The organism is Pseudorhodoplanes sp., assembly GCF_035565855.1.
Lineage (GTDB): Bacteria > Pseudomonadota > Alphaproteobacteria > Rhizobiales > Xanthobacteraceae > Pseudorhodoplanes.
Genome location: NZ_DATMRX010000021.1, coordinates 1 through 10,311, shown reverse-complemented (window position 1 = coordinate 10,311; position 10,311 = coordinate 1). Strand labels below are relative to the sequence as shown.

At 65.0% G+C, this 10,311-nt stretch carries 13 protein-coding genes and 1 pseudogene; 8 read left to right on the top strand and 6 right to left on the bottom strand.

Going from position 1 to position 10,311, the window contains the following annotated elements:
• The first annotated feature begins 104 nt into the window (after positions 1-104).
• Positions 105-308 carry a heme exporter protein CcmD gene (ccmD, locus tag VN004_RS01210; protein WP_325606283.1) on the top strand — a complete coding sequence of 68 codons (204 nt, stop codon included), beginning with the start codon at positions 105-107 and terminating at the stop codon, positions 306-308.
• Complete coding sequence (locus tag VN004_RS01205; RefSeq protein WP_325606282.1) at positions 305-904, top strand: DsbE family thiol:disulfide interchange protein; 600 nt, start codon at positions 305-307, stop codon at positions 902-904. The genes ccmD and VN004_RS01205 overlap by 4 nt, the downstream gene beginning before the upstream one ends.
• 7 nt (positions 905-911) lie before the next feature.
• Here VN004_RS01205 and VN004_RS01200 read toward each other — a convergent pair whose 3' ends face one another.
• The 3 genes from VN004_RS01200 to ftsY all read right to left on the bottom strand — a co-directional run bounded on the left by VN004_RS01200 (position 912) and on the right by ftsY (position 3,111).
• Complete coding sequence (locus VN004_RS01200) at positions 912-1,526, bottom strand: LysE family translocator (protein WP_325606281.1); 615 nt, start codon at positions 1,524-1,526, stop codon at positions 912-914.
• Complete coding sequence (locus VN004_RS01195) at positions 1,523-2,089, bottom strand: septation protein A (RefSeq protein ID WP_325606280.1); 567 nt, start codon at positions 2,087-2,089, stop codon at positions 1,523-1,525. Before VN004_RS01195 ends, VN004_RS01200 begins: the two co-directional genes overlap by 4 nt.
• A 77-nt stretch (positions 2,090-2,166) precedes the next feature.
• Positions 2,167-3,111, bottom strand: coding sequence for a signal recognition particle-docking protein FtsY (gene ftsY, locus VN004_RS01190; protein ID WP_325606279.1), 945 nt, complete (start codon positions 3,109-3,111; stop codon positions 2,167-2,169).
• Between the two features lie 27 nt (positions 3,112-3,138).
• Between ftsY and VN004_RS01185 the strand changes: the two genes are divergently transcribed.
• Positions 3,139-3,885 carry an RNA pseudouridine synthase gene (locus tag VN004_RS01185; protein ID WP_325606278.1) on the top strand — a complete coding sequence of 249 codons (747 nt, stop codon included), beginning with the start codon at positions 3,139-3,141 and terminating at the stop codon, positions 3,883-3,885.
• Here VN004_RS01185 and VN004_RS01180 read toward each other — a convergent pair.
• The 3 genes from VN004_RS01180 to dapF are packed head-to-tail and all read right to left on the bottom strand — an operon-like array spanning position 3,863 to position 6,452.
• A complete protein-coding gene (locus tag VN004_RS01180) occupies positions 3,863-4,279 on the bottom strand; it encodes a MaoC family dehydratase (RefSeq protein WP_325606277.1) in 417 nt (138 codons plus the stop codon). The genes VN004_RS01185 and VN004_RS01180 overlap by 23 nt on opposite strands.
• A gap of 3 nt (positions 4,280-4,282) precedes the next feature.
• On the bottom strand, positions 4,283-5,557 hold the full coding sequence (mtaB, locus tag VN004_RS01175) for a tRNA (N(6)-L-threonylcarbamoyladenosine(37)-C(2))-methylthiotransferase MtaB (protein WP_325606276.1): 1,275 nt from the start codon (positions 5,555-5,557) through the stop codon (positions 4,283-4,285).
• Between the two features lie 13 nt (positions 5,558-5,570).
• A complete protein-coding gene (gene dapF, locus VN004_RS01170; protein ID WP_325606275.1) occupies positions 5,571-6,452 on the bottom strand; it encodes a diaminopimelate epimerase in 882 nt (293 codons plus the stop codon).
• Positions 6,453-6,624: 172 nt separating this feature from the next.
• Here dapF and VN004_RS01165 point away from each other — a divergent pair, with 172 nt between their 5' ends.
• From VN004_RS01165 to VN004_RS01145, 5 genes and pseudogenes are all read left to right on the top strand, one after another.
• Positions 6,625-7,272, top strand: coding sequence for a GyrI-like domain-containing protein (locus VN004_RS01165; RefSeq protein WP_325606274.1), 648 nt, complete (start codon positions 6,625-6,627; stop codon positions 7,270-7,272).
• Between the two features lie 208 nt (positions 7,273-7,480).
• On the top strand, positions 7,481-9,013 hold the full coding sequence (gene ffh / locus VN004_RS01160; protein WP_325606273.1) for a signal recognition particle protein: 1,533 nt from the start codon (positions 7,481-7,483) through the stop codon (positions 9,011-9,013).
• A gap of 51 nt (positions 9,014-9,064) precedes the next feature.
• Positions 9,065-9,415 (top strand): 30S ribosomal protein S16, encoded by a 351-nt coding sequence (gene rpsP / locus VN004_RS01155; protein WP_325606272.1) that lies wholly within the window; start codon positions 9,065-9,067, stop codon positions 9,413-9,415.
• 7 nt (positions 9,416-9,422) lie between these two features.
• The gene (gene rimM / locus VN004_RS01150; RefSeq protein WP_325606271.1) at positions 9,423-10,028 is read left to right on the top strand and encodes a ribosome maturation factor RimM; all 606 of its coding nucleotides are present in this window, start codon (positions 9,423-9,425) and stop codon (positions 10,026-10,028) included.
• A gap of 87 nt (positions 10,029-10,115) precedes the next feature.
• Positions 10,116-10,311, top strand: a pseudogene (locus VN004_RS01145) (tRNA (guanosine(37)-N1)-methyltransferase TrmD); the annotation flags it as partial.

The following is a 10,311-nucleotide window of genomic DNA, read 5'->3' as shown; positions in this document are numbered from 1 at the left end:
GCTGCACCTCGCCGCCATGCGCAACGAAATTCTCAAGCGCCGCATCCGCTCCATGCAGCTATTGCAGGCGGAAGCCGCGCCCGGACGATAGCGGACACAACGCCATGGACCTCGGACCGCACGCCACCTTCATCATCGCAGCTTACGCCGCGAGCGCCTTCATTCTCGCGCTCCTGATCGGCTGGATCGTCGCTGAGAACCGCGCGCTGAAACGCACGCTCGCCGATTTCGAATCGCGCGGCATCACGCGGCGCTCGGACGAACGCAAGAGCGCGCCCAAAACCGCAACGCGCGCCTCCCTCGCATGAGTATCGCATCGGAGACAGCCGGCGGCGGGATGCGCCGCAAACTGCTTGTCGCGTTGCCGCTATTGCTTTTTCTCGGGCTAGCGGCGCTGTTCCTGTATCGGCTCGGCGCCGGCGATCCTTCGCGCATTCCATCGGCGCTGATCGGACGCGAGGCTCCGCGTGGCGACCTCCCCCCTGTCCTTGGGCTGGTAACGGACGGCAAGCCGGTTCCGGGGCTCAATAGCGCCGACTTCAAGGGCAACGTGACGCTGGTGAATGTGTGGGCGTCATGGTGCGTGCCCTGTCACGACGAGGTCCCGCAGCTCGAACAGCTCGCGAACGACAAGCGCATCCGTCTCGTCGGCATCAATTACAAGGACCAGCCCGACAATGCGCGGCGCTTCATCGGCCGCTACGGCAATCCGTTTGCCGCGGTCGGCGCCGATCCGAACGGACGCGCCGCGATCGAATGGGGTGTCTATGGCGTGCCGGAGACATTTGTCGTCGGGCGCGACGGCCGCATCGCCTACAAGCTTGTCGGCCCCATCACCGAGCAGAACCTGAAATCGGTGCTGATGCCGGTCATCGAGAAGGCGCTTGCGGCGAAGGCCGAATGATAGCCGGTTACGGCTTCACGACAAGATAGCCGCCAATGCCAACCATCAGCCCGCCACAGGCTATCTGCGCCGGTCTTGCCACTGGTAACGTACCGACCTTCTGGGCGATCGACCGGGCCGCAATCGCATAGGCAATCTTGACGCCGCCAACGGCAACGACGGTGATCGCGGCGATTGCCACAAGATCGCGAACGCCGAGCGCAGGAATATCGACGAAGACCGGAAACAAGGCGGCATAGAACAGGATCGCCTTCACGTCGCCCAGGGTGAGAACGAATCCGGCGATAAAGCTCGCACCCGAGCCACCCCACCGATGGGGCATGTGCCATGACGCGGCCGCGTTGCCGCGGATCAGGCCGATGCCGCACCAGATCAGATAGATCGCGCCGAGATAGCGCAGGGTGGCGAACAGACTGCCCATCACCTCGGACAAGGCGGTCATGCCGGCGACAGCGAGCGCGACAAAAACAAGATCGGCGCAGGCAATGCCGAAGGCTGCGGCGATGCCGCTGCGGATACCGAGCGATGCTGAACGCAACACGACGACAGCCACACTCGAGCTCGGCAGCGCCGCCAACGCTGCCATCACAGCAAACAACGCCGCTGCGGTCGCTATCGTCATGTCTCGTCCGACTTCACCGCATATTTCTGCAGCACCGGCAGCTGCGCCAGCGCGAAGATGAAGGTCAGCGGAACGAAGCCGAAGGTCTTGAACGCCACCCAGAAATCCGTCGTCTGCGTGCGCCACACGACCTCGTTCACGATCGCCATCACGACGAAGAAGACGATCCAGCGGATCGTCAGGATGCGCCAACCCTCTTCGGTGAGGTGAAACACCGAATCGAACGCGATCTCCAGGAACGGCTTCTTCAGGACGATGCCCGCGGTCAGGACCCCCGCAAACAAAAGATAGATGATCGTGGTCTTCATCTTCACGAACACATCGTTCTGCAAAACGATGGTGAGCGTACCGAACACGACGACGATGAAGGCGGTGACCAGCGTCATCACCGGAAACCGGCGGATCAGCGCATAGGACACAAGGATCGCGACCACCACGGCCGCCATGAAGACACCGGTAGCCCAGAAAATTCCGGCGCGCCCGTTCACGACGAAGAACAGAATGAGCGGCCCGAAATCGAGCGCGAGTTTCACGAAGGGGTTGAGCTGGGCTTTCCGGTCCATGGACGCTGTGTAGCCTGAATCCGCCGCGCTTGGCGAGGTGGCTCCGCTGCGTCCGCCGGACGCGTCCGGAAAGCCGCTCAGTTCTCGAGGCCGGCCATCGCTCGTGCGAAATCGCGCGCGGTGAAGGGCTGCAGGTCATCGACGCTTTCACCGACGCCGATGAAATGCACCGGCATTTTGAACTTCTCGGCGATGGCGACGAGAATGCCGCCGCGCGCCGTGCCGTCGAGCTTCGTCATCACGAGGCCGGTGACGCCCGCGGTCTTGCCGAACGCCTCGACCTGCGAAATCGCGTTCTGGCCGACCGTCGCATCCAGCACCAGCAGCACCGCGTGCGGCGCGGTCGGGTCGACCTTCTTCATGACCCGGATCATCTTCTCGAGTTCGGTCATCAGCTCGGTGCGATTCTGGAGCCGGCCCGCCGTATCGATCAGGAGCACATCCACATCGTCGGCCTTGGCGGCGGCAACGGCATCGAATGCGATCCCGGCCGCATCCGACCCCTGTTCCCGCGCGATGACCTTGGCGCCGACCCGGCCGCCCCAGATCTTGAGCTGCTCGATCGCGGCGGCGCGAAATGTATCCCCGGCCGCGAGCATGACCTTGCGGCCATCCTTGGAGAATGTCGCGGCAAGCTTGCCGATCGTGGTGGTCTTGCCGGACCCGTTTACGCCGGCGACCAGGATCACGAACGGCTTCGCACCCTCGATCTTCAGAGGCTGCGCGACCGGAATGAGGACCTTCTCGACTTCATCCGCGATGATCGCCTTGAGCGCATTTTCATCGGGATTTTGCCGGTAGCGCCCCTGCCCGATCACGTCGCTGATCCGGGCCGCCGTTGCGAGGCCGAGATCGGCGCGGATCATCGCTTCCTCAATCTGGTCAAGCGCTTCGGCATCGAGCTGCCGCTTGCTGACGAGATCGGTGATCGCGGTTCCGATCGAGCTTGAGCTCTTTTTCAGTCCGCTGCTGAGGCGGCGCCACCAGCTGGTGCGGTTTTCTTCTGTGGTGCTGTCATTCATGGGCGGCGTCGTGATAGCGGTTTCCGCATGACTCCGGAAGAGATGGTGGCGCGGCTTCTGTATCGCGACGGGCTGATGCTGGTGATCGACAAGCCGGCCGGTCTGCCGGTTCACCGCGGGCCAAAGGGCGCGGCCGCCAAGGCCGCCGGTATCCAGGGCGCCTTGCAGGATCACTTCGATGCGCTCCGCTTCGGTTTGCCGCGGCCGCCGGAACTCGCCCACCGGCTCGACCGGGAGACCGCGGGGTGTCTCATCCTCGGACGCCATCGCAAGGCCCTGGCGACGCTCGGCGAACTGTTCAAGGACGGCAAGGTTGGGAAGACCTACTGGGCCGTGGTCGAGGGCAGCCCGGATGCCGACGAAGGCACCATCGATCTGCCGCTGGCGCGCCGGGACCAGTCCCGCGGCTGGTGGATGAAGGTCGATCCGTCGGGGCAGCCCAGCCTGACCACATGGAAGGTGATGGGCCGCACCGGCGGCGACACGCCCCTCACCTGGCTCGCCCTCGAACCTGTCACCGGCCGCACGCACCAGCTTCGCGTGCATTGCCAGGCGATGGGCTGGCCGATCCTGGGCGACAGCATCTATGGCAAGGCGCCACGGTTCGGCGGCCCCGGACTGCATCTCCTCTCACGCGAGATCGTGGTCCCGCTCTACAAGAACAAGCCGCCGATCCGCGTGACTGCACCGGTGCCGCCGCAGATGCAGGACGCGATGGCCCGCTGCGGTTGGGCGGGCGAATCGGCAGAGGCTACAGACTCTCCGCCACCATGATGCGGCCGGTCGCGGAAACGGCGACCTCGCCCTTTTCATTGAGCACGCGGCCCTTCAGATCCACGACCTCGCGTCCGGCCGCGGTCGCATTCACCGCGATCACTTCCCAGGTCAATGTGATGGTCTCGTCGGCATAGACCGGCTTGTGAAAGCGCAGAGCGAAATCAAGGCCAACCGCTTCGGCGCGCGCGGTGAAATGCGTCGCCGTCAGCGCCATCAGATGTGCCGCCATTTGCGTGCCGCTGACGATCAGCTTCTTGTAGCGGCTGTTCGCGGCAGCCTTTTCATCGAGATGCAGCGGATTGAAATCGCGTGCCGCGCGTGAGAACGCCTTGGCCTCGTCGGGCGTCATTGTCAGCGTCTCGGAAAAGATCTCGCCGACACGGACAAGCATGGGTCACGCGGCGATGAGCTGACGGCCATCATGACCGGATATGCTCACGTCGACGAGCGATCCGGGCGGCGCGGCAAGGCGATCGAGCCGCACCGGCGTGAACTGGATTGTTCGTCCGATGGTATCGGACTCAATGAGCACGCTGCGTGTGCGGCCGATCTCGCTGTCGAGGTGACGGCGCAGTGCGTCTTCGCCTTTCTCACGAAGACGCCGCGCGCGCTCTTTCACGACATCGCGCGCGACCTGCGGCATCCGCGCGGCCGGGGTTCCGGGCCGCGGCGAAAACGGAAAGACATGCAGATGGGTCAGTGCGCATTCGTCCACGATGTCGAGTGAACGCGTGAACATCGCCTCGGTTTCGGTCGGAAATCCGGCAATGATGTCGGCGCCGAACACCACATCAGGCCGCAGCCGCCGCACCTGATCGCAAAAGCGGATTGCATCTGCGCGCAGATGCCGGCGCTTCATGCGCTTGAGGATCATGTCGTCGCCCGCCTGCAGCGATAGATGCAGATGCGGCATCAGCCGCGATTCCGATGCGAGCGCGTCAAGAAGATCGGCATCGGCCTCGACCGAATCGATCGACGACAGTCGCAGCCGTGCCAGCTCCGGCACGTGCTTGAGGATCTGCTTCACCAGCGCACCGAGCTTCGGCTGGCCGGGGAGATTTTGCCCGTAGCTCGTGATGTCGACGCCGGTCAGCACGATCTCGCGATAGCCGTTTTCGACGAGGCGTCGCACCTGTTCCACGATTTCGCCCATCGGCACCGAGCGCGAATTGCCGCGGCCGTAAGGGATGATGCAGAACGTGCAGCGATGGTCGCAGCCATTCTGGATCTGCACCGTGGCGCGGGCCCGCCCCTCGAGCCCGTCGATGAGATGCAGCGCGGTTTCGCGCACCGCCATGATGTCGTTGACGACCACCTTCTCCTCGGCGTCGATCCCGAATGCGCCGCGCGCGAACAGCGCATTGGTGTCTTTCCAGGCCGCGACATCGAACTTTTCGGTATTGCCGACCACGCGATCGACTTCCGGCATCGCCGCGAAGGTTGCGGGTTCGGTCTGGGCGGCACAGCCGGTGACGACGATGCGCGCGGCCGGATTTTCACGCCGTATCCTGCGGATGGTCTGACGCGCCTGCCGCACCGCCTCCGCGGTGACCGCGCAGGTGTTCACCACCACCGCATCTGTCAGCCCGGCTTCGTGCGCCTTCGTCCGCATGATCTCGGATTCATGCGTGTTGAGGCGGCAGCCGAAGGTGACGATGTCGACGCCCATCTCCGCCCGCCGCCTAAGCCGTGCTCGCCGTATTGGCGAACAAGGATGGGTCGAAGCGGCCCTCGCGCTCGAATTCCACGCCGCCGGTCATCAGCACATGATCGTCGCGCTCGCGCCATTCGATGATGAGGTCCCCGCCCGGCAACGACATCCGCACCTTGCGATCCGTGCGGTTGAGACGCGCCGCGGCCACGGCGGTGGCGCAGGCGGCCGAGCCGCAGGCCTTGGTCAGGCCGGCCCCCCGCTCCCAGGTGCGCATCACGACGTGGTCGCGCGACTTGATCGCGGCGAGCGTGATGTTGGCGCGTTCGGGAAAGATCGGATGGTGCTCGAGCAACGGGCCGAGCTTCGCCAGATCGTAGGCATAGGGATCGTCCACCCAGAACACCGCATGCGGGTTGCCCATGCTGACCACCGACGGCGTGTGCAGGATCGGCTTGTCGATCGGACCGATCTGCAGCTCGATGCCGCGGGTGTCGCGAAATTCCTCGGCGAGCGGAATGTCCTTCCAGCCGAAGCGCGGCGTGCCCATGTCCACGGTGAACGTGCCGGCCTCCGGCCCCCGCCAGCAATTGATCAGCCCGGCCTTGGTCTGGAAGGTCAGCGCATCCTTGCCGGTTTCGTCGAATACGATCGAGGCGACGCAGCGCATGCCGTTGCCGCAGGCCCCGGCTTCCGAGCCGTCATTGTTGTAGATGCGCACGTAGCTCTCGGTGCCGGCGACGCGCGGTGGATAGAGCACCATGAGCTGGTCGTACGGGGTGCCTTCGGGCGCCGCGATCGCGCGTGCGTCCGCCGGACTAATCGGTTGCGGATGCGCGCGCATGTCCAGCACGACAATCTCGTTGCCGATGCCGTTCATCTTCACGAAGGCGTGGTTGGCGAGCGCGCTCATGGCCGATGCGAAAGGGGTTCCGACCCGGCCTATATGGGGCAAACCTTGCGGCTTGGCCAGCATGGCCTCGCCAGCCTTGCCTCTTGCAGCAATTAAATGCAGGCGTGCGATGTTCCTGACATGAAAAGGTCCGCATCACGACCGTAATGTGCGGCTTGCACGGAGACCCTACATGCTGACTCGCCGCTTGCTGGCTGGCGCCTTTTTGGCCCTGGCGACTGCACTTTTTTCAGGAGTGCCGGCGCTCGCACAGCATGAAGACGCGTTCGGGGTCGAGATCACGCTTCCCGAAAAGACCATCGTCTATCTGCAGGGCAGCGGCACCTGGGATACCGCCTACGAGACGCTGGTCGAAGCCATCAAGACCGTTCACGAATATATCGACCGGCGCGGTCTGAAGCCGGACGGCGACGCGATGATGATCTACACCGGAGCCGACGACACCGGCTTCGATTTCCGGGCGGCGGTGCCGGTGATGGGCCCGTTCCAGAACCCGCCGCAGGGCGACATCACGGTCGGCACCTCGCCGAAGGGCAAGGCCTATAAATTCATCCATCGCGGCGCCTATGACGGGATGGAGAACCTCTACGAAGCGATCACCAACTTCTTCGACGAAAAGAAGCTCGAGCCGGGCGAACTTTTCATCGAGCGCTATGTGACGGACCCGCGGACCACGCCCGAGGACGAATTGGTGATCGAGGTGATCTTCCCGGTCCGGGACGAGGCCACTCCGGAGGCCCCGAAAGAGCCGGACGCACTCCCCGCGCCCCCGGAGACCGCGCCCCGGGCGGAGCCGGAGGCCCAGCCCAAGCCGCAATAGGGCAATAGGAAGGTCGCAGGGCGCGGGTTTCCTTGACTCCCGGGCCCCCCGCCCCTAGTTTCCGCGCACTCTCGAAAGAGACGTGACGTTTAGCCGCCGACCGGCCCGTGAGGCCGGAGGTCCCCGCCCGACAGCGCTGTGCGCCCTCGGGCGTTTTCTGCTTTGGCTGCGTCCCGGAACCGGGACGGGGTGAAGAAAGAGAAAGCGAATGTTCGACAATCTGTCGGATCGCCTGAGCGGGATTCTCGACACCCTGACGAAGCGCGGCGCGCTGCGGCCTGAGGATGTCGATGCCGCGATGCGCGAAGTGCGGCGTGCGCTGCTGGAAGCCGACGTCTCGCTGGACGTCGCGCGCGGCTTCATCGATCGGGTGCGCCAGAAGGCGGTCGGCGAATCCGTCATCAAGTCGGTAACGCCCGGCCAGATGGTCGTGAAGATCGTCCATGACGAGCTGGTCAATACGCTCGGTTCGGACGCGGACCCGGTCGACCTGAATGCCGCGCCGCCGGTCGCGATCATGATGGTCGGCCTGCAGGGCTCCGGCAAAACCACGACCAGCGCGAAGATCGCCAAGCGCATCACCGATCAGTCGCGGCGCAAGGTGCTGATGGCCTCGCTCGACACCCGCCGTCCGGCGGCGATGGAGCAGCTCGCCGTGCTCGGCAAACAGGTCGGCGTCGATACCCTGCCGATCGTCGCCGGTCAGACGCCGACGCAAATCTCAAGGCGCGCCATCGAAGCCGCGAAGCTCGGCGGCTATGACGTCGTCATCCTCGATACCGCCGGCCGCATCACGCTCGACGAAGCGATGATGGCGGAAGCGGCGGAGGTGAAAAATGCCGCCAGTCCGCATGAAGTGCTGCTGGTCGCCGACGCCCTGACCGGCCAGGACGCCGTCAATCTCGCCAAGGCCTTCGACGAACGCGTCGGGCTGACCGGCATCGTGATGACCCGCGTCGACGGCGACGGCCGCGGCGGCGCCGCGCTGTCGATGCGCGCTGTTACCGGCAAGCCGATCAAGCTGATCGGCACCGGCGAAAAGATGGATGCGCTCGAGCCGTTCGATCCGCAGCGTATCGCCGGACGTATCCTCGGGATGGGCGACATCGTCTCGCTCGTCGAGAAGGCCGCTGCCAATATCGATGCGGAAAAGGCTGCACGCGCCGCCGACCGCATGCGCAAGGGCACGTTCGATCTCGCCGACCTGCGCGAGCAGCTCGCCCAGATGCAGAAGCTCGGCGGCATCGGCGGGCTGATGGGCATGATGCCCGGCGTCGCCAAGATGAAGAACCAGCTTGCGGCCGCCAATCTCGACGAATCCCTGCTGAAGCGGCAATGCGCGATCATCGATTCGATGACTCCGCAGGAGCGCCGCAACCCGGACATCCTGAAAGCGAGCCGCAAGAAGCGCATCGCGGCCGGCTCAGGGACGACGCCGGAACAGATCAACAAGCTTCTGAAAATGCACCGTGGCATGGCCGACATGATGAAGGCCATGGGCGGCGCCAAACGCGGCCCGCTCGCCGGTCTTGCCAATGCGCTCGGTTTCGGCAGCGGCATGCCCTCGCGCGAAGAGATGCAGAAGATGGCGGAGCAGATCCAGCAGGGTGGCGGCTTGCCGCCCGGCATGCCCGGTCTGCCGCAGAACATGCCCGGACTTCCGGGAGGATTGCCCGGCCTCGGCAGCGCCAAGTTGCCGGGACTTGGCGGCGGCTATCACGGCATCGGCAAAAAGAAATAGTCGGAACACTCACCAACAATCACTCGCGAATCCAAACGAAAGGAAATCGAAATGCCCGTCGTACTGCGCATGGCCCGTGCCGGCACCAAGAAGCGCCCGGTCTATCATATTGTCGTCGCCGACTCGCGCTCGCCGCGCGACGGCCGCTTCATCGAGCGGCTCGGCTATTACAATCCGCTGATGCCGAAGGACAACAAGGACCGGCTCAAGTTCGACGTCGAGAAGGCCAAAGCCTGGATCGCCAAGGGCGCGCAGCCGTCCGATCGCGTGGCCCGCTTCCTCGATGCAGCCGGTGTGTTGAAGCGCGAGAAGCGCAACAACCCGGAAAAGGCCGTGCCGCGCAAGGAGCGCAAGGCTGCCGAAGCCGCGAAGGCTGCCGGCGGCGCTCCGGCCGCGAGCTGATTGACGCATGACGCGTCCGAACAACGGGCGCGAGACACGAGTCTGCGTGGCGCAGATCGGCGCCGCGCATGGGCTGCGCGGTGGCGTGCATCTGCGCTCGTTCACCGAGGACCCCGAGGCGTTCGCGCGCTACGGTCCGCTTGAGACCGAAGACGGCGCGCGGCGGCTCGAGATCGACAGCGTCAAACCCTCGCGCGACGGCTTCACGGTGCGCTTCGTCGGCATCACGCGCCGCGAGCAGGCCGAAGCGCTGCGCAACATCAACCTGTATGTCGATCGCGACCGGCTGCCGGCGCCGGATGACGACGAGTTCTATTATGCCGATCTGATCGGCCTGACGGCGTTCACGCCGCAGGGCGAGACGCTGGGCGAGGTCGTCGCCCTGCATAATTTCGGCGCGGGCGACATCCTCGAACTGAAGCTCTCGGCGAACGGGCAATCGACCATGATCCCGTTCGACAAGGCGACGGTGCCGCAGATCGACATCGCCGGCGGCCGGATCGTCGTCGTCATGCCGCAGGAGATTGTGGTGCAGGGCGATGATGCAGACTCACCCTCTTCACCTTCCCCATTGCGGGGGAGGTCGGACGCGAAGCGTCCGGGAGGGGGGTGAATTGAAGGACCTGCCAATCATACGATCCCCCTCCCCGACCCTCCCCCACAACGGGGGAGGGGGCGCGCCGGCGCAAGCGGTGCAGCCATGACCTTCCGCGCCACCATCCTCACCATTTTCCCGGACATGTTTCCGGGCCCGCTGGGCTTCAGCCTCGCCGGCAAGGCCCTGGCCGCGGGCACATGGTCGCTCGATACCGTCGATATCCGGGACTTTGGGATCGGCGTTCATCGTCAAGTCGATGATACCCCCGCGGGCGGCGGACCGGGCATGGTGATGCGGG

Coding starts and splice junctions, on each gene's coding strand:
- ccmD (WP_325606283.1), top strand. CDS start 105: ATGGACCTCGGACCGCACGCCACCTTCATCATCGCAGCTTACGCCGCG.
- VN004_RS01205 (WP_325606282.1), top strand. CDS start 305: ATGAGTATCGCATCGGAGACAGCCGGCGGCGGGATGCGCCGCAAACTG.
- VN004_RS01200 (WP_325606281.1), bottom strand. CDS start 1,526: ATGACGATAGCGACCGCAGCGGCGTTGTTTGCTGTGATGGCAGCGTTG.
- VN004_RS01195 (WP_325606280.1), bottom strand. CDS start 2,089: ATGGACCGGAAAGCCCAGCTCAACCCCTTCGTGAAACTCGCGCTCGAT.
- ftsY (WP_325606279.1), bottom strand. CDS start 3,111: ATGAATGACAGCACCACAGAAGAAAACCGCACCAGCTGGTGGCGCCGC.
- VN004_RS01185 (WP_325606278.1), top strand. CDS start 3,139: ATGACTCCGGAAGAGATGGTGGCGCGGCTTCTGTATCGCGACGGGCTG.
- VN004_RS01180 (WP_325606277.1), bottom strand. CDS start 4,279: ATGCTTGTCCGTGTCGGCGAGATCTTTTCCGAGACGCTGACAATGACG.
- mtaB (WP_325606276.1), bottom strand. CDS start 5,557: ATGGGCGTCGACATCGTCACCTTCGGCTGCCGCCTCAACACGCATGAA.
- dapF (WP_325606275.1), bottom strand. CDS start 6,452: ATGAGCGCGCTCGCCAACCACGCCTTCGTGAAGATGAACGGCATCGGC.
- VN004_RS01165 (WP_325606274.1), top strand. CDS start 6,625: ATGCTGACTCGCCGCTTGCTGGCTGGCGCCTTTTTGGCCCTGGCGACT.
- ffh (WP_325606273.1), top strand. CDS start 7,481: ATGTTCGACAATCTGTCGGATCGCCTGAGCGGGATTCTCGACACCCTG.
- rpsP (WP_325606272.1), top strand. CDS start 9,065: ATGCCCGTCGTACTGCGCATGGCCCGTGCCGGCACCAAGAAGCGCCCG.
- rimM (WP_325606271.1), top strand. CDS start 9,423: ATGACGCGTCCGAACAACGGGCGCGAGACACGAGTCTGCGTGGCGCAG.